General features: G+C 63.4%; 21 protein-coding genes and 1 other RNA gene. 6 read left to right on the top strand and 16 right to left on the bottom strand.

Annotation, left to right across the window (positions count from 1 at the left end):
• Positions 1-81 precede the first annotated feature (81 nt).
• The 3 genes from bfr to LB552_RS06245 all read right to left on the bottom strand — a co-directional run bounded on the left by bfr (position 82) and on the right by LB552_RS06245 (position 2,235).
• Positions 82-567 carry a bacterioferritin gene (bfr, locus tag LB552_RS06255; protein ID WP_224602865.1) on the bottom strand — a complete coding sequence of 162 codons (486 nt, stop codon included), beginning with the start codon at positions 565-567 and terminating at the stop codon, positions 82-84.
• Positions 533-844: a (2Fe-2S)-binding protein gene (locus LB552_RS06250; RefSeq protein WP_224602863.1), complete on the bottom strand. Its 312-nt coding sequence runs from the start codon at positions 842-844 to the stop codon at positions 533-535. The genes bfr and LB552_RS06250 overlap by 35 nt, the downstream gene beginning before the upstream one ends.
• Before the next feature lie 101 nt (positions 845-945).
• Entirely contained in the window at positions 946-2,235 is a 1,290-nt protein-coding gene (locus tag LB552_RS06245) for an imelysin family protein (protein WP_224602861.1), read from the bottom strand.
• 416 nt (positions 2,236-2,651) lie between these two features.
• Between LB552_RS06245 and LB552_RS06240 the strand changes: the two genes are divergently transcribed.
• From LB552_RS06240 to LB552_RS06230, 3 genes are all read left to right on the top strand, one after another.
• Positions 2,652-3,935: an NAD(P)/FAD-dependent oxidoreductase gene (locus tag LB552_RS06240; RefSeq protein WP_224602859.1), complete on the top strand. Its 1,284-nt coding sequence runs from the start codon at positions 2,652-2,654 to the stop codon at positions 3,933-3,935.
• A 9-nt stretch (positions 3,936-3,944) separates the two neighbouring features.
• The gene (locus LB552_RS06235; RefSeq protein WP_224526731.1) at positions 3,945-4,175 is read left to right on the top strand and encodes a type II toxin-antitoxin system ParD family antitoxin; all 231 of its coding nucleotides are present in this window, start codon (positions 3,945-3,947) and stop codon (positions 4,173-4,175) included.
• A gap of 94 nt (positions 4,176-4,269) precedes the next feature.
• Positions 4,270-4,506, top strand: coding sequence for a type II toxin-antitoxin system RelE/ParE family toxin (locus tag LB552_RS06230; protein ID WP_224602857.1), 237 nt, complete (start codon positions 4,270-4,272; stop codon positions 4,504-4,506).
• Between the two features lie 46 nt (positions 4,507-4,552).
• Here the strand turns inward: LB552_RS06230 and LB552_RS06225 are convergent, their stop codons facing one another.
• From LB552_RS06225 to ffs, 12 genes are all read right to left on the bottom strand, one after another.
• Positions 4,553-5,830, bottom strand: coding sequence for a 4-aminobutyrate--2-oxoglutarate transaminase (locus LB552_RS06225; protein ID WP_224602855.1), 1,278 nt, complete (start codon positions 5,828-5,830; stop codon positions 4,553-4,555).
• 182 nt (positions 5,831-6,012) lie between these two features.
• Positions 6,013-6,759 carry an ABC transporter ATP-binding protein gene (locus LB552_RS06220; protein ID WP_224602853.1) on the bottom strand — a complete coding sequence of 249 codons (747 nt, stop codon included), beginning with the start codon at positions 6,757-6,759 and terminating at the stop codon, positions 6,013-6,015.
• A complete protein-coding gene (locus tag LB552_RS06215) occupies positions 6,756-7,592 on the bottom strand; it encodes an ABC transporter ATP-binding protein (protein ID WP_224602851.1) in 837 nt (278 codons plus the stop codon). Before LB552_RS06215 ends, LB552_RS06220 begins: the two co-directional genes overlap by 4 nt.
• The gene (gene nikC, locus LB552_RS06210) at positions 7,589-8,515 is read right to left on the bottom strand and encodes a nickel transporter permease (protein WP_224602849.1); all 927 of its coding nucleotides are present in this window, start codon (positions 8,513-8,515) and stop codon (positions 7,589-7,591) included. Before nikC ends, LB552_RS06215 begins: the two co-directional genes overlap by 4 nt.
• A 196-nt stretch (positions 8,516-8,711) precedes the next feature.
• Positions 8,712-9,776 (bottom strand): ABC transporter permease, encoded by a 1,065-nt coding sequence (locus LB552_RS06205; protein ID WP_224602847.1) that lies wholly within the window; start codon positions 9,774-9,776, stop codon positions 8,712-8,714.
• 15 nt (positions 9,777-9,791) lie between these two features.
• Positions 9,792-11,429 (bottom strand): ABC transporter substrate-binding protein, encoded by a 1,638-nt coding sequence (locus tag LB552_RS06200; protein ID WP_411965586.1) that lies wholly within the window; start codon positions 11,427-11,429, stop codon positions 9,792-9,794.
• 267 nt (positions 11,430-11,696) lie between these two features.
• Positions 11,697-12,974 (bottom strand): lytic murein transglycosylase, encoded by a 1,278-nt coding sequence (locus LB552_RS06195; RefSeq protein ID WP_224602844.1) that lies wholly within the window; start codon positions 12,972-12,974, stop codon positions 11,697-11,699.
• Between the two features lie 191 nt (positions 12,975-13,165).
• On the bottom strand, positions 13,166-13,771 hold the full coding sequence (gene recR / locus LB552_RS06190) for a recombination mediator RecR (protein WP_224602842.1): 606 nt from the start codon (positions 13,769-13,771) through the stop codon (positions 13,166-13,168).
• 200 nt (positions 13,772-13,971) lie between these two features.
• Positions 13,972-14,955, bottom strand: coding sequence for a cell wall hydrolase (locus LB552_RS06185; protein WP_224602840.1), 984 nt, complete (start codon positions 14,953-14,955; stop codon positions 13,972-13,974).
• Positions 14,956-15,171: 216 nt separating this feature from the next.
• On the bottom strand, positions 15,172-15,495 hold the full coding sequence (locus tag LB552_RS06180) for a YbaB/EbfC family nucleoid-associated protein (protein WP_040993963.1): 324 nt from the start codon (positions 15,493-15,495) through the stop codon (positions 15,172-15,174).
• A gap of 22 nt (positions 15,496-15,517) precedes the next feature.
• The gene (locus LB552_RS06175) at positions 15,518-17,332 is read right to left on the bottom strand and encodes a DNA polymerase III subunit gamma/tau (RefSeq protein ID WP_224602838.1); all 1,815 of its coding nucleotides are present in this window, start codon (positions 17,330-17,332) and stop codon (positions 15,518-15,520) included.
• A gap of 106 nt (positions 17,333-17,438) precedes the next feature.
• Positions 17,439-17,535: signal recognition particle sRNA small type (gene ffs, locus LB552_RS06170), an RNA gene on the bottom strand.
• A gap of 183 nt (positions 17,536-17,718) precedes the next feature.
• Here ffs and LB552_RS06165 point away from each other — a divergent pair.
• The 3 genes from LB552_RS06165 to LB552_RS06155 are packed head-to-tail and all read left to right on the top strand — an operon-like array spanning position 17,719 to position 19,436.
• Entirely contained in the window at positions 17,719-18,138 is a 420-nt protein-coding gene (locus tag LB552_RS06165; RefSeq protein ID WP_224545216.1) for an HIT domain-containing protein, read from the top strand.
• Between the two features lie 43 nt (positions 18,139-18,181).
• Complete coding sequence (gene nudC / locus LB552_RS06160) at positions 18,182-19,123, top strand: NAD(+) diphosphatase (protein WP_224602836.1); 942 nt, start codon at positions 18,182-18,184, stop codon at positions 19,121-19,123.
• A gap of 10 nt (positions 19,124-19,133) precedes the next feature.
• Complete coding sequence (locus LB552_RS06155; RefSeq protein ID WP_140843772.1) at positions 19,134-19,436, top strand: Dabb family protein; 303 nt, start codon at positions 19,134-19,136, stop codon at positions 19,434-19,436.
• Positions 19,437-19,726: 290 nt separating this feature from the next.
• On the opposite strand, the gene LB552_RS06150 is transcribed toward LB552_RS06155, so the two are convergent.
• A complete protein-coding gene (locus LB552_RS06150) occupies positions 19,727-20,590 on the bottom strand; it encodes a prephenate dehydratase (RefSeq protein WP_224602834.1) in 864 nt (287 codons plus the stop codon).
• Between the last annotated feature and the right edge of the window lie 4 nt (positions 20,591-20,594).

Below are 20,594 nucleotides of genomic sequence, written 5' to 3'. Positions count from 1 at the left end.
CGTCTGGGACGGCAAGCCGTGAATCTCGGCCCGCCACGCGCGGCGCGAAAAATCTACGGGGCGCCGCATTCCCGCATGTCCTTACTCCGCCTCGTTGGCCGAGTCGGCATTGAGTTGGCCGTATTTTTCCTCGCCGATCGAGGCAAGCAGGTCGAGCTGCGTTTCCAGGAAATCGATATGTCCTTCTTCGTCTGTCAAGAGATCCTCGAACAGCTTCATCGAAACGAAATCGCCTTCGTCCTGGCAGATCTCGCGCGAGCGCTTGTAGGCGGTGCGCGCGTCATATTCGCCGGCCAGATCGGATTCGAGCACTTCCTTGACGTTCTGGCCGATGCGCAACGGCGCGACGGACTGCAGGTTGGGATGGCCCTCGAGGAAGATGATGCGCGCGATCAGCCGGTCGGCGTGATGCATTTCCTCGATCGATTCCGCCCGCTCCTTCTTGGCCAGCTTGGTGTAGCCCCAATCCTCGAGCAGACGATAATGCACCCAATACTGGTTGACGGCTCCAAGCTCGAGAAACAGAGCGTCGTTAAGCCGCTCGATGACCTGCGGTTCGCCTTTCATGGCTTCTGCTCCCATATTGGCCGCGCAAGCCTCGCACGCGATCCAGGTGTGAAACGATGTCCGCGCCCTCCGTGTCCGAGCGGGCGTGGTAATTCTCGGTGACCCGAATGATCGTTTCCACCACATTTGGGAAACAGCCGCAACAGCGGCCCCGCTTGGCCATCGCATGATAGACCTTCGCGGGCACGATCAGCTGCCACGGATCCTGATCCAGCAGGCCGACGATCGTCTGCTCGATCTCCTTTTCGGTGATGATGTTGCAATGGCAGATCAGCATCTACTTGCTCTGGCTGACGGCGCCGTTCCGGCGCCGCTTGGCTGGTTTCTCAATTGGGCGCGATCTTGTCCAAAGACCGGTTATTGGGACCATGCCCGATCTTACTTGAACACCTTGTCGGGCGCGTCGAGGCTGTCGGAGCCCTCGAAAGCAATCTCGTTCAGCTTGAGCGAGCCGACGGCGCGCTCGATCGACTTGGTCTGGTCGATGAGGGCGTCGATCGCCGCCTGCACCGTGGCGTTGCCTTCCGTGTTGCCCTCGGCGATCTGCTGGTCATAGGCCTCGCCGGCAAGGGCACGCGCCTGGATGGCCTCCATCTTGGCGACGGTGGTGTCGAGTTTGCCCGACAGCTCCTTGTCGATCGCCGGATCGGCGGCCTTCACCATGTCGGACACCGACGGACCCGAGACCACGGAGCCGTCGAGCCGCTTGTAGCTGGCATGGTAGGCGTCGCGGATGCCGACCGCGTCATAGAGATGCGAGATGTAGGTGTTGTCGGAAAAGCAGTCGTGCTCCTCTTCCGGGTCGTGCAGCAACAGGCCGAGCTTCATGCGCTCGCCGGCGAGCTCGCCATAGGAGAGCGAGCCCATGCCGGTGAAGATGGTGGAGATGGCGGCATTCGCATCGCCCTCGGTGAGGTTCTTGCGCGCGGCGCCGTCTTCCTTCCAGTTGCCGACCATTTCCTGCAGGTCGGACACCAGTAGATCGGTCGCCGATCTCAGATATTCGGCGCGGCGATCGCAATTGCCGCCTGTGCAGTTCTTGAGGTCGTAGTCGGTAAAGGGCCGCTCGCCGGCGCCCGGCCCGGTGCCATGCAGGTCCTGGCCCCAGAGCAGGAATTCGATGGCGTGATAGCCGGTCGCGACATTGGCTTCGACGCCGCCGGCCTCCTGCAGCGTGCCGGACAAGAACTCGGGCGTTAGCTTCGAGGCATCGACCTTCTTGCCGTTGATCTCGATTTCCTTGTTGGCGATGACATTGGCCGTATAGAGCGCGTTTTCGTCCGACTCGGTGCCATAGCTCTTGGCGACATAGTCGATCAGGCCCTCATCCAGCGGCCACGAATTCACCTTGCCTTCCCAGTCGTCGACGATCTTGTTGCCGAAGCGGTAGACTTCTGTCTGCTGGTAAGGAATGCGCGCCGCCTTCCAGGCCTCGCGCGCGGCGTTCAGCGTGTCTGCCGAGGGGCTGGCAATGAGCGCATCCACCGCCTTATCCAGCGCCTGCGCAGTGGTCAGAGAATCCTCGTATTTGGCTAAAGCGATGTCGGCATAGGTCTTGATCACCGCCTTGGCGTCCGTTTCGGCTTTCGCCGGCAACACGAACACCGCCGCCGTCAGCGCAGCCGTGGCGCAGATCGCAGCCAGCCTGCCGCCATTACGTGCCGTCATCATCCTTCTCCAGTTCTTTGGAAATTCAATAAAAGGCGCCCACCCGCGCCTAGGCATAATCATGCCGGGAAAAATGGTGGCCGCGTCGATGTGCGGTTCGCGATAAAAAGACACCCACTTGCCTCCAATCGAAAGGGTTCAAGGCCCAGACATCAAAGGGATACGCTTTGCGCGCAGCTCTCCATAAAGCGATGGAGAGGCCGGGAGTCAACTGGTGAGGTAGAAAATATACAATTGAAACAACAGTTTAGAATTATTCTAAACTACAAATGTCAACTTTAAGCTCGGTATTGCCTCGCTGGGCCCGATTGACAGACAGCCATTCTGGGTGCGACCCGATGCGCGGCTCTTGCGGCGGCGGCAGACAATCGCCACCTGGCGCAAGAGCCTAGATTTGCTGACCAAAAAGGATTGCGATGACCAACGGGGTTGTGATTGTCGGTGCGGGCCATGCCGGCGTGCAGGCCGCCGCCAGCCTGCGCGAAGAGGCCTATGAAGGGCCGGTTGTCCTGGTCGGCGACGAGCAGGACCTGCCCTATCACAAGCCGCCGTTGTCCAAGACCTTCATCAAGGACGCCGAGGCCAAGCCGCAGCCCTTGCGCGGCGAAACCTTCTACACCGGCAACAACATTGATTACCGGCCGGGAGTGCGCATCGACGGCATCGATGCCCGCGCGAGCCGGCTGAATGTCGCAGGCGGTGGAACGCTTGCCTTCGACCGGCTGGTGCTTGCCACCGGCTCGCGGCCGCGCCTGCTCAAGCTCGACGGCGCCGGCCTTGCCGGCGTGATCTCGCTACGCTCGCTGGCCGATGCGCGCCTGATCCGCGAGCTCAGCGCGCAAAGCGAGGACGTGGTCATTCTCGGCGGCGGCTTCATCGGCCTGGAGATCGCGGCGACGCTGAGAGCGGCCGGCCGCAACGTCACCGTCGTCGAGGCGGTCGACCGGCTGCTCGGCCGCGCCGTGGCGCCGGTCATCGCCGCGCATGTGCGCCAGCGCCTGGAAGCGATCGGCGTGCGCATCCTGACCGGCACCACCATTGCCCGCCTGGAAGGCGAAGGCGGCCGCGTCGCGGCCGCGATCACGTCGGGCGGCGAACGCCTGCCGGCGCAGATGGTGATCATCGGCATCGGCGTGGTGCCCAATGTCGAACTGGCTGAAGCCGCCGGCCTGGCAACCGGCAACGGCATCCGCGTCGACCAGCATATGCAAAGCTCTGTTCCCGAAATCCTCGCCATCGGCGACGCGGCCTCCTACCGGCATTGGTTCACCGGCGGCGACGTGCGGCTGGAATCGGTGCAGAACGCCACCGACCAGGCGCGGCTTGCCGCACGCACCGTCCTCGGCCATGGCGAGCCCTTCTCGGCCGTGCCGTGGTTCTGGTCGGATATCGGCGACATGAAGCTGCAGATGGTGGGCCTGACCCAAGGCGGCGATCACCATGTCGTGCTGGGCGATCTCGCCGAGAACAAGTTCTCGATCTACCACTATGCGGGCAACCGGCTGCTCGGTATCGAATCCGTCAACCGCCCGGCCGACCACATGCTTGGCCGCAAGATGCTCGGCGCCGGCTTCTCGCCGACGCCGCAAACGGTGGCAGGCGGGCCGGATGCGCTGAAGGCGGCGCTTGCGGCCTTCAGTCGGGACGAACCGGCAAGGGCGAGGCGCGTAGAGATTGCCAATTTTTGCCATAGATCATAAAGTGGCTGAATGAGCACGATGAACATTTCACTGCCGGACAGCTTGAAGAATTTTGTCGATCAGCAAGTGACTGATCGAGGCTATGGCACGAGCAGCGAATATGTGCGTGAATTGATCCGCCAGGATCAGGATCGTCAACTTTTGCGCCGCTTGCTCCTAGAGGGCGCGTCGTCCGCGCCGAGTGAGCCCGTTGACGACGACTATTTCGCAGCGTTGAGGAAACGAGCGCAGGGCCAATAAGTTAGTGGCCACCAAGCCAATTATTCCTCGAAGGCTTGCTCTGCGCGATATCGAGGACGCTGTCGATTATTATGCACGTGAAGCTGGTTAGCACGTGGCGTTAGGCTATGTCGAGGACCTTCAGAATGCCTACAAGTTAATAGCCAGCCACCCGGCATCAGGCTCTCTGAGATATAGTTATGAAGTTGGGTTGCCCGGCCTACGCAGCCTGCCGCTCAAGCGTCATCCATATTTGATCTTCTATATTGAACAGGCAGACCACATCGATGTGTGGCGCGTGCTTCACGCCAAGATGGATATCCCATCCTGGTTACAAAATCCGGGCTCCTGACGGCTTGCGCGCCGGCGCAGACCGTCAGAAGAGCACCGCACCATCCTCAGGCGGCCTGCGCCTCGCGGATCGAGGTTTCCAGGATATCCAGCGCCTCGGTCATGACGCCGTCCTGGATGGTGATCGGCGACAGGAAGCGGATGACGTTGCCATAGACGCCGCAGGTGAGCAGGATGAGGCCCTTGTCCAGCGCCTTCAGCCTGACCGCATTGGCGAACTCGGCCGAGGGCAGCCCCTTCTTCACATCGTTGAACTCGACGGCATTCATGAAGCCCGGACCGCGGATGTCGACGATCTCCGGCACGTCCTCGCGGATCGATACCAGCCGCTGCTTCAGCCGCGCGCCCAGCGCATTGGCGCGGTCGCAGAGCTTTTCCTCCTCGATGACGTCGAGCACTGCGTGCGCGGCGGCAACGCCGATCGGGCTGCCGCCATAGGTGCCGCCGAGCCCGCCGGGGCCGGGCGCGTCCATGATCTCGGCGCGGCCGGTGACGGCCGACAGCGGGAAGCCGCCGGCGAGGCTTTTGGCCATGGTGGTGAGGTCGGGCGCCACGTCATGATGATCCATGGCGAACATCTTGCCGGTACGGGCAAAGCCGGTCTGCACTTCGTCGGCGACCAGCAGGATGCCGTGCTGATCGCAGATCTTGCGCAGTGCGGCCATGAAATCGCGCGGCGCCTCGTAGAAGCCGCCCTCGCCCTGAACCGGCTCGACGATGATGGCTGCAACGCGGCCCGGATCGACATCGGCCTTGAACAGCTTGTCGAGCGCGGCAAGCGAATCGGCGACTGAGACACCGTGCAGCGCCACCGGGAACGGGGCGTGGAAGACATCGGCGGGCATGGCGCCGAAGCCGACCTTGTAGGGCACGACCTTGCCGGTCAGCGCCATGCCCATGAAGGTGCGGCCATGAAAGCCGCCTGAAAAGGCGATGACCGCCTGACGGCCGGTGGCGTTGCGGGCGATCTTGATTGCGTTCTCGACCGCCTCGGCGCCGGTGGTGACGAACACGGTCTTCTTGTCGAACTTGCCGGGCAGCAGGCCGTTCAGGCGCTCGGCGAGATGCACGTAGCTTTCATAGGGTACGACTTGGTGGCAGGTGTGGGTGAAGCGGTCAAGTTGCGCCTTGACGGCCTCGATCACCTTCGGGTGGCGATGGCCGGTGTTGACGACGGCGATGCCGGACGAGAAGTCGATATAGCGGCGGCCTTCGACATCCCAGATTTCCGAATTCTCGGCGCGATCGGCGTAGATCTGTGTCGTCATGCCGACGCCGCGCGAGATCGACTGGTTCTTGCGTTCGGAAATGGCTGAATTCTTCATATCGTCCCTCAATCGGGCCATCCCTCATCGAGACTAGGCCCGTTCTCGTTTGATGCCGTTGAAATCCCTTCTGACCTTATTTCACGTTTTGCTCAAGTCAGCACGCGGTCCAGTCAATTGGGCCTGCCTCAGATAAAGCCTCCCGGTACACCTGGGCAGGGACGCGGCTTGGCAATTGCGAGCTAAACCCTCACAAACCCTTCGCTGGCCCTCAACAGATTGCGCGTATAATCCTCGCTGACGCGATGGCCGATCAGCTGGCTCGCTGTCAGCGTCTCCACGGCCTCGCCATTCTGCATCACCATCAGCCGCTCGCACATATGGGTGATGATGGCGAGGTCGTGGCTGACCATCAGGAAGGTGAGCTTGCGGCGCCGCCGCACCTCTTCCAGCAGGTTCAGCACTTCCGCCTGCACCGAGGCATCGAGCGCCGAAGTCGGCTCGTCGAGCAACAGGATCGAAGGTTCGAGGATCAGCGCACGCGCAATGGCGACGCGCTGGCGTTGGCCGCCGGACAGCTGGTGCGCGTAACGAAAGCGGAAGCCCTTGCCAAGCCCTACCTCGTCCAGCGCGCGCTCGATGCGCTTCTCGCCGTCGGCAATGCCGTGGATGGCCAGAGGCTCCTGCAGCAGGCGGTCGACGGTCTGACGCGGATGCAGCGAGCCGTAAGGATCCTGAAAGACCATCTGCACCTCGCGATAGAACGCCTTGTCGCGAGTTTTGCCGAGCGTCTTGCCGTTGACGGTAATGGTGCCGGAAGAAACCGGCGCGAGACCGGTGATGGCTCTCAGCAGCGTCGACTTGCCGGAACCGCTTTCGCCGACGAGGCCGTAGGATTCGCCTTCCCTGACTTCGAGGCTGACGCCCTTCAGCGCGCGAAACCGGTCGAAGACCACTTGCAGCCCTTCGACAGTGATGGAAGCCGTCATGCCGCCCACTCCGGCTTGCGGTCGAGCACTGGCAGCGGATGGCGCTCGAAGCCGATTCTGGGCATGCAGTTGAGCAGGCCGCGCGTGTAAGGGTGCTGAGCGTCGCGCAGCTCCGAAGCCTTGATCTGCTCGACCACCTTGCCGGCATACATAACGACGACGCGGTCGCAGAAGGAGGAGACCAAGCGCAGATCGTGCGAGATGAAGATCAGCCCCATGCCGCGCTCGGCGACGAGCTTGTCGAGGATATTGAGCACGTCGAGCTGCACGGTGACGTCGAGCGCCGAGGTCGGCTCGTCGGCGATCATCAATTCGGGTCCGGTGACCAGCATCATGGCAATCATGGCGCGCTGGCCCATGCCGCCCGAGACCTCATGCGGGTAAAGGTCGAAGACGCGGGCCGGGTCGCGGATCTGCACCGCCTGCAGCATCGCCAGCGCCCGTTCGCGCGCTTCGGTCTTTCCGACCTTCTCATGCGTGCGCAGCGTCTCGACGATCTGGCGGCCGATGGTCATGACCGGATCGAGCGAATATTTCGGATCCTGCAGGATCATGGCGATGCGGTTTCCACGCAGCGCCCGGCGCTCACGCGGCGATATGGAAAGCAGATCCATGCCGTCGAAAGCGAGTTTCGTCGCCGAAACCTCAGCCTGCGGCGGGGTCAGCCCCATGATGGCGCGGCCGGTCTGCGATTTGCCGGAGCCGCTTTCGCCGACGATGCCCAACCGCTCGCGACCGAGCGAGAAGGAGACGCCGCGCACCGCCTGCACGAGGCCGGTGCGGGTCGGGAAGGTGACGCGCAGATCGTCGACCTGGAGAAGCGTGTCGCTCATTGGTCGCCACTCCGGGGGTCGAGCGCGTCGCGCAGGCCGTCGCCGAGCAGGTTGAAGCCGAGGCTGACGATGAGGATGGCGGCACCTGGGGCTGCGGCGACCCACCACTGGTCGAGGATGAAGCGGCGGCCGGACGCGATCATCGCGCCCCATTCGGGCAGCGGCGGCTGCGCGCCGAGGCCGAGGAAGCCAAGGCCGGCGGCGGTCAGGATGATGCCCGCCATGTCGAGCGTGACGCGGATGATCAGCGAGGAGATGCAGAGCGGCATGATGTGGCGCAGCACGATGCGGAAGGGCGAGGCGCCCATCAGCTGCACCGCCTTGATGTAGTCGGAATTGCGCACCGTCAGCGTCTCGGCGCGCGCGATGCGCGCGTAGGGCGGCCATGAGGTGATGGCGATCGCCAGCACGGCGTTCTCGATGCCGGGGCCGAGCGCGGCAACGAAAGCCAGCGCCAGAACCAGCTTGGGAAAGGCGAGGAAGATGTCGGTGATGCGCATCAGGATCGTGTCGGTCCAGCCGCCGGCATAACCGGCGATCGTGCCGACCAGAAGGCCGATGGGCGCGGCGATGATGGCGACGAGGATCACCACATAAAGCGTCCAGCGTGAGCCATAGACGATGCGTGAATAGATGTCGCGGCCGAGGTCGTCGGTGCCGAACCAGTGCGCGGCGCCGGGCGGCAGCAGGCGGGCGTTCTTGAGATCGCCAACGGTCGGCGAATACGGTGCCAGCACATCGGCAAGGGCGGCGACCACCAGCAGCGCGATGATAATCAGCATGCCGACCAGCGCCAAGCGATTGGCGGAGAAGCGGCGCCAGGCGACATAGGCGCGGCCGAGCCTCGCCTGCAGGCGCGAGGCCGGTCGGTCGCTCAGCAGCCATGCGCGACGGGAGAAGGCGCCGGCGTCGGCGGCGGTCATGACAATGCCTCCTGAAATAGTCGACCCCCACTCCGGTCTGCTTCGCAGACCACCTCTCCCCCGTTCGACGGGGGAGAAGAAAGGCGCCTGGCATGCGACCAGCTTTTCCTCTCCCCCGGGCACGAAGAGAGGCGGCCCGAAGGGCCGGAGCGGGGGTGGCTGGCCGCGGCCAAGCCCAAAACGGCAATAGCTCCGATCATCCGGTCTTCGTCCTTGGATCGAGCAGCCGGTAGAGCAGATCGGAGAAAAGATTGATGGCGATGAAGACCGAGCCGATGGCAATGGTGCCGCCGAGCACGGCGTTCATGTCGGCGTTCTGCAGCGAGTTGGTGATGTAGAGGCCGATGCCCGGCCAAGAGAAGACGGTCTCGGTCAGCACCGAACCTTCGAGCAGGTTGGCGTAGGAAAGCGCGATCACCGTCACCATCGGCACAGCGGCGTTGCGCAGCGCGTGGCCCCAGATGATGCGCGTCTCCGACAGGCCTTTCGCACGGGCCGCGACGATATATTCCTGCGCCAGCTCGTTCAGCATGAAGGAACGCGTCATGCGGCTGATATAGGCAAGCGACAGGTAGCCGAGCAGCGAAGCCGGCAGGACGATGTGGCGCCAGGCGTCGTAGAAGACGTCCCACTGCCCCTGGATCGCGGCATCGAGCAGGTAGAAGCCGGTGATCGGCGTGAACGTGTATTCGTAGACGACATCGAGCCGCGCCGGAAAGGCGATCCACTGCAGCTTGGCGTAGAACAGCACCAGCCCGAGGAGCCCCAGCCAGAAGATCGGCACGGAATAGCCGATGAGGCCGACGATGCGGGCGATCTGGTCGATGATGCTGCCACGCTTGACGGCGGCCAGCACGCCGAGCGGCACGCCGATGACGGCGCCGATGATCGTGCCCAGCGTCGCCAGCTCGATGGTCGCCGGGAAAACGCGGCGGATATCGGTCATCACCGGATTGGTGGTCAGCACCGACGTGCCGAAGTCGCCCCTCAGCGCCGCTTTGACGTAGATATAGAACTGCTCGATCCAGGGCAGATCGAGGCCCATTTCGCGGCGCGTGCGCTCGACGACGGCCGTCGGCGCCCGGTCGCCGAGAACGGCCAGCACCGGATCGATCGGGATGACCCGGCCGATGAAGAAGGTCACCGCGAGCAGACCAAGATAGGTCGTCACCGCGACGACCAGAAAACGGCCGAGCGACGATAGGATGGCGACGGCGCGGGCGCTACCGCGCCCGGCCGCCTGGTTTTCAGCTACGCTCACGCGTGGCGCCCGGGGTTACTGCTTCGACACCGCCCAGACGAAATTGGTATCGAAGCTCGGGCCGAGCTTGAAGCCCTGAAGCTTCTTGCGTAGCCCCGCCACTTCCAGCTGCTGGTGGATGATGACGAAGGGACTGGTGTCCATGATCTTCTGCTGCAGGTCCTTGTACATATCGGCGCGCTTGGCCGCATCCTTCTCCAGCAATGCCGCCTCGGTTTCCTTGGTCAGGTCCGGAATGTCCCAGGCATTGCGCCAGGCCAGCGTCTTGATCTTGGCGTTGTCGGAATTGTCCGGGTTGGAGGCAAAAGTCTGGGCGTTGGAGTTCGGATCGAAATAGTCCTGGCCCCAGTTGCCGATATAGATGTCGTGGTTGCGGGCCCGATATTTGGTCAGCGTCTGCTTACCATCGCCCGGAATGATCTCCAGCTTGATGCCGGCCTGGCCGAGCGTCTGCTGGATCGATTCCGCCATGCCGGTGGTCGGCTGTCCAGTGCGCACGTCCATGGTCACCTTGAAGCCGTCCGGCAGGCCGGCCTTGGCAAGCAATTCCTTGGCTTTGGCGACGTCGAGCTTGAACGGGTTATCATCGATGGCACCGAGGTCGCCCTTGGGCAGGAAGGACTGATGGATCTCGCCGATGCCCTTGAGAATGGTGGTGCTCAACGCGTCGTAATCGACCAGATATTTGAACGCCTGCCGAACCTCGGGTTTGGCGAGCGTCGGGTTCTTCTGGTTGAGGCTGATGTAGAAAACAGTCCCCTTCGGCGCGCTGGTGGTGGTGAGGTCGGCGTTCTTGGCAATGGCGTCGAGATCGTTCGGCTCGAGATTGCGGGCAACGTCGATATCGCCGGCTTCGAGCGCCAAGCGCTGCGCCGAGCTTTCCTTCATGTTGCGATAGATGACGCGGGCGAGCTTGGCTTTCTCGCCATTGTAATTGTCGTTGCGCTCCAGCACGACGGCCTCGTTGGCGCGCCATTCGCGCAGCTTGTATGGGCCCGAGCCGGCATAGCCGGTCTTCAGCCAGGCATTGCCGAAATCATTGTCCCATTTGTAGTCGGCGCTCGGCGTGACGGCGGCGACATGCTCCTTGACCAGCTTCGCATCGACGACCGAAGCAACGGTGGCCGACAGGCAGTTGAGCACGAAGCTCGGCGCATAGGCCTTGTCGACCACGAACTGGAAGGTGGTGTCGTCGACGGCCTTGGCCTTTTCGGTGACGTTGTCGCCGGTGATGCCGAATTGGTTGATAATGAAGGCTGGGCTCTTGTCGAGCTTGATGGCGCGTTCGAAGGAATAGGCGACGTCGGCCGCGGTAATCGGATTGCCGGACGCGAATTTCATGCCGGGCTTCAGCTTGAACGTATAGGTCAGGCCATCATCGGAAACGGTCCAGCTCTCGGCGAGATCGGGCTTGACCTTGGAGGTGTCGCTGAGATCGAGGCGGACCAGGAGATCATAGGTGTTGCCGGTGACCTCGGCCGTCGACAGCTCGAACGCTTCGCCCGGATCCATCGAGATGATGTCGTCGATGGCAAAGCCCTCGACCAGCGTATCGGCGGGCGTGACCGCGAAAGCGGGCGCGACGAGCAGCGCGGACAGCGCGGCGCCTGCAAGCAAGGCGCGCGAGCGGAGAGCAAACTTTTCCAGCATCATAGTGATCGTTCCCTGTTTTGTTGACCTGAGTTCCCGGCTCAGGGCTGTATTGTTCTTTGCAAGGCCGCTGCGGCTTTGACCGCTTACCGTCGTGTTTTTTGTCCAGTTGGTCAACACCCTATTCAGCGGTTCTCGAACCGGCAACGGACATTTTGCGAGACGCTATATTGGGGGACCAGTCGAGCCGTATGAGTCGACCCATGCGCCGGCTAATTGAAGCCGCCAATCCGCAAAAAATTATCAGGTCCATCCCTTGCGAGGCAGCCGCTATTTCAACTGCGCGACTAGGCCCGCATCGGGAAAGCAGGTGGCGGGCTTGCCGTTCTTTGCCTGCCAGATGCCGATGGAGCGACGGGTTTTGAAGCCGGGCAGGCCGTCGGCGCTGCCGACATCGTAGCCCTTGGCCTCCAGCGCCCGCTGCAGGGCGGCGATATCGGAGCGGTGGAGATCGCCGACCGCGCCCCAGCCGCCGACAAAGGCGGCGTCGCCCTTGGCGATGCGATCGGCGGCATGACCGATGAACAGGCCGTAGAGATCGCTGTTGTTGTATTGCTTCAGCACATAGAAGTTCGGCGTCACGACGAAGGCCGGACCGCTGCGCCCGGCCGGCATCAGCAGCAAGCCCTCGGCCTTCAATTCGCTCGCCGCAAATGCCTTGCCGTCGACGCGCCTGATGCCCATCGCCACCCAATCGGAGATCCTCTTGCCCCGGTCGGGTCCTTCGAGCATGCACGACACATTTGCCGGCACCGTCACCTCGGCCCCCCAGCCGCGCCCCCTCACCCAGCCATAATGGACGAGGTAGTTGGCGATCGAGGCGAGCACATCGGGCGTCGAATTCCAGATATCGGGCCGGCCGTCGCCGTCGAAATCGACGGCATGCTTCAAGAAGGAGGTCGGCATGAATTGCGGCTGGCCGAGCGCGCCGGCCCAGGACGATTTCATCGCATTGACCGGCGCCAGCCCGCGCTGGACGATTTCGAGCGCCGCCAGCACCTCGGTGCGGAAGAAATCCTTCTTGGTCGACATGAACGCCTTGGTGCCCAGCACCTCGAAGGCATCGTAAGGCATCTTGGCCGCGCCGAATCCGGTCTCGCGGCCCCAGATCGCCAGCACGATCTCGCCCGGAACGCCATAGCGCTTCTCGATCAACCCGAGCGTCCGGGCATTGGCGCTCTCGCGCGTCCTTCCGCCAGAGGTGACGGCCCGAACGACCTTCTCGGCGAAGTAGCTGGCCGGCGGGCCGAACTCGGCCTGATGCTGCTTCTCAGGCGTCGTCGGCTTCTCGCCGGGCAGGACGAGATCGGGCAGTTTCAGGTTCGGCTTCACGCCGAGGAAGGCCGCGTCGAAGGTCTTCTTGGAGATGCCTTTGGACTTGGCTTCGGGCCAGAGGTCGGTTTGAAGCCAGGCCTGGAACTGGTCGTCGATGGGGGCGGCTTGGGTGGGGGTGGTGAGGAGAAGAGCGAGAAACGTCGCTAGGAAGGAAAGAATAGCCAGCCTGAAATGCTGGCGTTCCTTCACACCCCCCTCTGTCCTGCCGGACATCTCCCCCGCAAGGGGGGAGATCAGATGTCGCGCAGGCTTTCGCCAATTGCCGACGTGGGGATAAAAGCGCCGGCAAAGAAACTGCCAATCTCCCCCCTTGCGGGGGAGATGCCCGGCAGGGCAGAGGGGGGTGTGACGGAGCGCAGCATCTCGAGGAATAACATCTGTCACGCGCGCCCTCTCCAATCCCCTCAAAACGCCGTCCTCGACCGCAGCGCCGCGGCCAGCGTGCCTTCGTCGAGGTAATCGAGCTCGCCGCCGACCGGCACGCCATGCGCGAGCCGCGTCACCTTCACATCAGAGCCCGATAACTGATCGGTCAAGTAATGCGCCGTCGTCTGCCCCTCGACGGTCGCATTGACGGCGAGGATGACTTCCTTCACCTCGCCGCCGGCAACGCGGTCGACCAGCGAGCGGATGTTGAGCTGGTCGGGACCGATACCGTCGAGCGGCGACAGCGTGCCGCCGATCACATGGTAGCGCACGTTCATCGCCGCCGCGCGCTCCAGCGCCCAGAGGTCCGAGACGTCTTCGACGACGATCAGCGTGCCGGCGTCGCGGCGTGGGTCGGTGCAGATCATGCAAGGATCGGCGGTATCGACATTGCCGCAGGTCGAGCAGATGCGCACCTTGTCGACCGCTTCGCTCATGGCGGCAGCCAGGGGCTCGAGCAGCTGTTCCTTCTTCTTGATGAGATGAAGCGCGGCGCGCCGCGCCGAACGCGGCCCTAGCCCCGGCACCTTGGCCAGGAGCTGGATCAGGCGTTCGATTTCCGGACCGGCGATTCTCTTCGACATCGCCCTGATCTAGAGCAATTCCAGGAAAAGTGCGAAGCGGTTTTCCGTCCCTAACTGCGTGCAAGGGAAAAGATGGATCAGTTCGCCGCTTCTGGAAACGGTGGACTGATCCAGGATTTTCAGAGCGGTTTGGAACAGCCAGCGAGGGCACAGGGCCCGCCATGGCGCCATGGCGGGCCCTGTATTGGATGAAATCGGGCTCAGTTGGTTTCGAGCGGCCGATCCTGGCTGGCGATCATCGCGCCGATGGCGTCGGTGTTCTCAGGTGTCGACTGGAAGCCCATCGACGCTTCCTGCGGCGCGCTGGGCACCGAAGAGACGTAGCGGCCCTTGAGCGTGCCGCCGAAACGCGAGGCGTCCGGCTCGGCCATCGGCTCCTGCATCGCCACGACCATCGGCTTCTGCGCGAGGCGGCCGGATTTCTGCGAAGGAGCAGCAGCAGCCGTCACATAGGTCGCTTCGGCCGGAACGATTGCCGCCTTGGCCGGAAGCGTTGGTTCGGCCGCATTCATCGCGGCCTGCTTGGCCGGATCGGGGCGTACGATCGTCTTGACCACCGGCTCGGCGGAAGCCACCAGAACGGGGGCGGCAGGGTCGATTTTCTGCTGTTTGTCGGAGGCCATGGCGACCATCGGCTCGTCCGGCAGCGGCTGCCAGTTGCGGCCGCGCTTCTCATAGAAGGCGTTGCCGCCGGCCACCATGGTGTAATGCATGTTCTTGTAAGGGAAGCGCAGGCCGGCGGTGTGGAAATACATCGTGTTCTTGAGCTTGGCCTTGCGCTCGCCTTTCAGCACCGCGTTCGCGGCTTCCTCGACGTCGGGCAGCGCCCTGGAGTTCATCGGCCGCGTCAGCACGCCGGGCGCGAACTGGCCCCTCTCGCCGACGACCTCGCAGATGGTGTTGCCATGCTGGCCCGAGCGCAGCCGGTTCATCACGACCGTGCCGACGGCGATCATGCCGTCACGGCTCGACCGGTTGGACTCGAAGAACATCGCCCTTTGCAGGCATTCCTTGTCCTTCATCGTGTAGGAGCGCGAGCTGAGGAAGCTCGGCGTAAGGGCGTCGGTCAGACCCGACGCCGACATGCCATGGGAGGAAGTGGTCTGGCTGCAACCGGCCAGGAGCAAGGGGGAAGTGACGATGCCGATAAGCAGCAGCGGCGTCTTCCATCGCGTCGCGATCACCAAAAAAGCCTCATGTCCAGATGCCAGCCCGCCCCGAGATGTGGCAAGAATGAGACTCTTTCAGGCAAAAAGATGGCTAGAAGGTTAGCAACTTCTGGACTTGGGTAAAACTTTATGAATGCCGCGAAATGAGCCCGTGAACATTGCCGGCAAATGGTTAATATTGCAGCCCGGACTCAATTTCCGTTCATAATCAATTAACTGGCGGACACCGCCTCAGAACGGCAATTTCATTCCGGGCGGGATCGGCAAGCCTGCCGTGAGTGCCTTGGTCTTCTCCTGCATCACCTGCTCGACCTTATTTTTGGCGTCATTGTGGGCGGCAAGGATCAGGTCCTCGAGGATCTCGGCTTCGTCCGCCTTGATCAAAGACGGATCGATCTTCAGCGCCTTCATTTCGAACTTGCCGGTCAGCGTGATGCTGACCAGACCGCCGCCGGCCTGGCCGGTGGCTTCAAGCGTGGCGATCTCGTCCTGCATGGCCTGGAACTTGGCCTGCATTTCCTTCGCCTTGCCCATCAGGCCGAGAAGATCTTTCATCGGTTGGTCCTCTAAAAATGTTTCAGGTCTCGTCGTCATCGGCCGCCGGCTCGACCGGCAGGTCGGCCTCGGCTTCATCCACTTCCGGCACGTCCGGGATGCGCACATCGATGATCTTGGCGCCAGGGAAACGGGCGAGAATGGCCGCGACTACGGGATCGCTCTTGGCGTCGGAGAAGGCATTCTCGCGCTTCGTCGTCTCCATCTCGGCCAATGTCTGGCCGCCTTCTTCCTTCGACAGCGACACCAGCCAGTTGCGCCCGGTCCAGGCGCGCAGCTTGGCGGTGAGGTCGTTGAGCAGCATCTTCGGCGCGTCGTTAGTCAAGGCAACGTCGAGCCGGCCGGGCTCGATGCGAACCGGCCGCACGCAGCGTTTCAGCAGCACCTTGAAGGCCATGTCGCGATTGGCGTCGGCAAGCGCAACGATGTCGGCCAGCGATTTCACTGGAACGACAGGCGCCTCGGCGACCGGCTCCGGCGCGGGAACGAAGGTCTCCGGCACAGGCTGCGCCTCGACCAGGCGCATCGTCTGCGCGCCGCCGGGGGAAGCTGGCACCCGGGTCTGCGCGACAGCAGTTGCGCTGCCATTGCCGGACCCCGCGGGTGCTCCGTTGGCGCGCGGCGCGGCATTCGACTGCGGGGCCGCACCTTCCAGCGATTTCAGCGCCTCGTCCAGCGTCGGCAGGTCGGCGGCATGCGCCAGGCGGATCAACACCATTTCGCCGGCGCTGACCGGGCGGTTGGAAGACTGCACCTCAGGAATACCCTTGAGCAGCATCTGCCAGGTCCGCGACAACACGCGCACCGAAAGCGTGCCGGCGAATTCGGCGCCGCGCCGGCGCTCATCCTCGGAAAGCGAAGCATCGTCGGCTGCCGCCGGCACGAAGCGCAGGCGGGTGACGAGGTGGTTGAACTCGGCAAGATCGGTAAGCACGGCGGCCGGATCGGCGCCGGTGTCGTATTGCGCGCGGAATTCGGCCAAGGCCGCTGCGACATCGCCCTTCATGACATGCTCGAACAGGTCGATGATGCGGGCGCGGTCGGCAAGGCCGAGCATGGCTCGCACCGCCTCGGCGCTGACCGTGCCGCTGCCATGGGCGATCGCCTGGTCGAGGATGGAAAGCGAATCGCGCGCCGAGCCTTCGGCGGCCCGCGCGATCATCGCCAGCGCCTCGTCGTCGACGGTAATACCTTCCCTGGCCGCGATCGAGGACAGATGCCCGACAAGCGCGCCGGCATCGATGCGGCGGAGATCGAAGCGCTGGCAACGCGACAGGACCGTTATCGGAACCTTGCGTATCTCGGTGGTGGCGAAGATGAATTTGACGTGCGGCGGCGGCTCTTCCAGCGTCTTCAGCAGGCCGTTGAAGGCCTGGGTGGAGAGCATGTGCACTTCGTCGATGATGTAGACCTTGTAGCGCGCCGAGACCGGTGCGTAGCGCACCCGGTCGATGATGTCCCTGATGTCGTCGATGCCGGTATGGGAGGCGGCGTCCATCTCGATGACGTCGACATGGCGGCCTTCCATGATCGCCTGGCAATGCTCGCCGAGGATCGAAAGATCGACGGAGGGCTGGTCGACGGTCGCGGTTTTGTAGTTCAGGGCCCGCGCCAGGATGCGCGCGGTCGTCGTCTTGCCGACACCGCGCACGCCGGTCAGCATCCAGGCCTGGGCGATGCGGCCGGTGGCAAAGGCGTTGGTCAGCGTGCGAACCATCGGCTCCTGGCCGATCAGCTCGGAGAAATTCGAAGGGCGGTATTTGCGCGCCAGGACGCGATAAGCGGCGGCCTTGCCAGTCTCCAGGCTTTGTGGCCCCAAATTTCCGGCTTCGCTCATTCGCCGTCAAAAGCTCCCAGGACCGCGACGGAAGGCGGCCGATTCCTGCGCATAGTCTCACCCGCACGGCTTGGCGCCGTCAATGTCGCGGGAGAAAGGCGAAGAGGTGGGAGGCTGGAACAATGACCCGTTCCGGGCTCGTTAGGGCTGCTTCCTTCCGGACCTGACCCGGTTGGCGAGTGGATCGTCCACCACCAACCTCCCGCGCTCCATATCGGCAATTCGGCAGCGAAATGCAAGGGCCGAGCCGGAACCCGCAACCGCATCGAAGGCGGAAAGTCCTTCAAATCGATAATGGCGGTCAATGAATCGCTTGCAGCCACCCTGCCGCCGCTCTAGCGTTCCTGGTTTGGAAAATGCTTGCAACAAAAGCGAAGGAAACGCTCATGCTGCCGGGCCTCGAGGCCGGATTCACGCTGGACGCCCGGCTGGAGGCGGACAGCGAGCAGCTTTTGTGGCTTGGCCTTTGCGAGCTCAGGCTGATGAACGACCGCCGCTGGCCATGGCTGGTTCTGGTGCCGCAGCGGCCGGGCGTGGAGGAAATTCACGACCTGACGCCGCTCGACCAGGCGATGCTGACCTTCGAGACCAATATGGTGGCGCAGGCGCTGAAGCGGGTGACCGGATGCACCAAGATCAACACTGGCGCGCTCGGCAACATCGTGCGGCAGTTGCATGTTCACGTCGTCGCCCGCTCGGAGGGCGATCCCGGCTGGCCGGGACCGGTTTGGGGCTATGGCATACGCGAGCCCTACCAGCGCTCCGATATCAGGCGGTTTGCCGAAACGATCAAGGCGGCGCTATAAGCTGACCAGTGTCCATCCGCACATCGAGCCCACCCGAGTTTCCATGAGCTTCCGCCTGTTCGACGCGCCCTTGCGCGAGCCCAGCCAATTCGTCGGTTTCGCCGGCAACCGCATCGATCGGCAGTCCGAGAACCGCGCCGATGATGCGGTCGAAAAAGCGCTGGCCGACCAAGCCGCGCGGCTGATGTTGATGCATGCGGGCCGGCTCTATCTCAAGCTCGAGGATGGCACGTTCGACCCCTGGTTCAGGACGGATGAGAGTGGAGCTTTCGAAGCCGCACTCGATCGCGGCGTGCTGCTCGGCTTCTCCGACAGCGGGCCGGTGCTGGCCGTGCCCGCCGGCATCGAGCCGGAAAAGCTGCCCGAGACGATCAAGGCGATCGACTATCGTTCCGTCTATATGCAAGGGCTGGTCGACGAGGCGGCGGCCGGCGCGCTGGCGCAAGGCGCGGCGCTGCTTGCCTGGCACGTAAGCCATGCCTTCTGCTCCAAATGCGGCAACCGCTCGGAGATGCGCGCCGGCGGCTACCGGCGCCATTGCCCTGCCTGCGGCACCGACCATTTCCCGCGCACCGATCCGGTGGCAATCATGCTGACGGTGACGCGCGAGAAATGCCTATTGGGGCGCGGCAGGCATTTCGCGCCGGGCATGTATTCGGCGCTTGCAGGCTTCATCGAGCCGGGCGAGACAATCGAGGCGGCGGTACGGCGCGAGACGCTCGAAGAGGCCGGCATCCGGCTCGGCCGCGTCGTCTACCACGCCAGCCAACCCTGGCCGTTCCCCTATTCGCTGATGATTGGTTGTTTCGGCGAGCCCCTTAACGAGGATATCCAGGCCGACCTCAACGAGCTGGAGGACTGCCGCTGGTTCTTCCGCGACGAGGTGCGCTCCATGCTGGACAGGCAGCATGCCGACGGCTTGATTACACCGCCGAAAGGGGCGATCGCCCATCACCTCATCCGCGCCTGGGTCGACAGCGAATAGGAGCCGAGACATGATCCGCCACACCGTCGTGTTCACGCTGAAGCATCCGCTGCAATCGCTGGAGACGAAGCGCTTCCTCCACGATGCGAAGAAGATCCTGACCGGGATCAAGGGCGTCACGCATTTCGAGCAGTTGCGGCAGGTGAGCCCGAAGAACGACTACCAGTTCGGCTTCTCGATGGAATTCGCCGACCAGGCGGCCTACACGCGCTACAACGAGCACCCCGACCATGTCGCCTTCGTGCGCGACCGCTGGGTGCCCGAGGTCGAGAAGTTCATGGAGATCGACTACGTGCCGTTGGGGTTCGGCTGAGAATGGTTGAGTGGCGGAGTCCGAGAATAGCCGGAACGCCCGTGACATCGCCATTCCAGGGATAGCGAAGCGAGACCCTGGAATCCATGTCGTGACCTCGGCGGAAGGGTGCAGCGGAGCAGAATTCTGGACTGGTGGGCGGCGCTCCGGCGTAACGGAATGGATCCTCGGGTCTGCGCGCGTCGCTTCGCTCCTTGCTTCGCCCGTGGATGACGAAGCACGCATGCCTCCGCCAATCCCCGAAGGGCAGTCGTGCCCTTTGAACCGTCAGCTTACGGACCGAAGACCGTTCAGTCCGCGACCTTCCACTGCTCGCGCGAGGTGCTGGCCGGATAGACGCCGAGGATGCGCATCTCGCGCGAGAAGAAGCGCAGCTCGTCCAGCGCCAGCTTGACCAGCGGATCGTCCGGGTGGCCCTCGATGTCGGCGTAGAACAGCGTCGCGGTGAAGGCACCAAGCTGGTAGCTCTCCAACTTGGTCATGTTGATGCCGTTGGTGGCGAAGCCGCCCATGGCCTTATAGAGCGCGGCCGGCACGTTGCGGACACGGAAGATGAAGGTGGTCATCATCTTGGCGTCCGGCGCGGGGCGCTCCGCCCATTGCTTGTTCTTGGTCAGCACGACGAAGCGGGTGACGTTGGAGTCGGTGTCCTCGACATTCTTCTCGACGATGTCGAGCCCATAGAGCTCGGCGGCTAAAGCCGGCGCCAGCGCGGCCATGGTGCGGTCCTTCACCTCCGACACCATCTTGGCCGAACCCGCCGTGTCGCCGGCGACCACCGGCTTCCAGCCGTTCTTGCGGATATATTTGCGGCACTGGCCGAGCGCGTGGATATGGCTGTGGACGGTCCTGATCTCTTCGCGCTTCACGCCCGGCAGCACCATGAGCTGGAAATGGATCGGCAGGAAATATTCGCCGACGATGTGCAGCTTCGATTCCGGCAAGAGGTGGTGGATGTCGGCGACGCGCCCGGCGATCGTGTTCTCGATCGGGATCATGGCGAGCTCGGCCTTGCCGGTCTCGACCGCGTTGAAGGCATCCTCGAAGGTCGGGCACGGCAACGGCTCCATCGACGGGAACATGTTGCGGCAGGCCGTGTCGGAATTGGCGCCGGGCTCGCCCTGGAAGGAAATTCTGTTGGTCTTGTCAGCCATGCCG

The sequence above is a fragment of the Mesorhizobium sp. CA7 genome (assembly GCF_020165015.1).
In the GTDB taxonomy this organism is placed as follows: Bacteria; Pseudomonadota; Alphaproteobacteria; order Rhizobiales; family Rhizobiaceae; genus Mesorhizobium.
This window is presented reverse-complemented; position numbering and strand designations above follow the sequence as displayed.

Bases quoted from the DNA above. Each gene is read 5' to 3' on its own strand.
- bfr (WP_224602865.1), bottom strand. From the start codon at position 567: ATGAAAGGCGAACCGCAGGTCATCGAGCGGCTTAACGACGCTCTGTTT.
- LB552_RS06250 (WP_224602863.1), bottom strand. From the start codon at position 844: ATGCTGATCTGCCATTGCAACATCATCACCGAAAAGGAGATCGAGCAG.
- LB552_RS06245 (WP_224602861.1), bottom strand. From the start codon at position 2,235: ATGACGGCACGTAATGGCGGCAGGCTGGCTGCGATCTGCGCCACGGCT.
- LB552_RS06240 (WP_224602859.1), top strand. From the start codon at position 2,652: ATGACCAACGGGGTTGTGATTGTCGGTGCGGGCCATGCCGGCGTGCAG.
- LB552_RS06235 (WP_224526731.1), top strand. From the start codon at position 3,945: ATGAGCACGATGAACATTTCACTGCCGGACAGCTTGAAGAATTTTGTC.
- LB552_RS06225 (WP_224602855.1), bottom strand. From the start codon at position 5,830: ATGAAGAATTCAGCCATTTCCGAACGCAAGAACCAGTCGATCTCGCGC.
- LB552_RS06220 (WP_224602853.1), bottom strand. From the start codon at position 6,759: ATGACGGCTTCCATCACTGTCGAAGGGCTGCAAGTGGTCTTCGACCGG.
- LB552_RS06215 (WP_224602851.1), bottom strand. From the start codon at position 7,592: ATGAGCGACACGCTTCTCCAGGTCGACGATCTGCGCGTCACCTTCCCG.
- nikC (WP_224602849.1), bottom strand. From the start codon at position 8,515: ATGACCGCCGCCGACGCCGGCGCCTTCTCCCGTCGCGCATGGCTGCTG.
- LB552_RS06200 (WP_411965586.1), bottom strand. From the start codon at position 11,429: ATGATGCTGGAAAAGTTTGCTCTCCGCTCGCGCGCCTTGCTTGCAGGC.
- LB552_RS06195 (WP_224602844.1), bottom strand. From the start codon at position 12,974: ATGTCCGGCAGGACAGAGGGGGGTGTGAAGGAACGCCAGCATTTCAGG.
- recR (WP_224602842.1), bottom strand. From the start codon at position 13,771: ATGTCGAAGAGAATCGCCGGTCCGGAAATCGAACGCCTGATCCAGCTC.
- LB552_RS06180 (WP_040993963.1), bottom strand. From the start codon at position 15,495: ATGAAAGATCTTCTCGGCCTGATGGGCAAGGCGAAGGAAATGCAGGCC.
- LB552_RS06175 (WP_224602838.1), bottom strand. From the start codon at position 17,332: ATGAGCGAAGCCGGAAATTTGGGGCCACAAAGCCTGGAGACTGGCAAG.
- LB552_RS06165 (WP_224545216.1), top strand. From the start codon at position 17,719: ATGCTGCCGGGCCTCGAGGCCGGATTCACGCTGGACGCCCGGCTGGAG.
- nudC (WP_224602836.1), top strand. From the start codon at position 18,182: ATGAGCTTCCGCCTGTTCGACGCGCCCTTGCGCGAGCCCAGCCAATTC.
- LB552_RS06155 (WP_140843772.1), top strand. From the start codon at position 19,134: ATGATCCGCCACACCGTCGTGTTCACGCTGAAGCATCCGCTGCAATCG.
- LB552_RS06150 (WP_224602834.1), bottom strand. From the start codon at position 20,590: ATGGCTGACAAGACCAACAGAATTTCCTTCCAGGGCGAGCCCGGCGCC.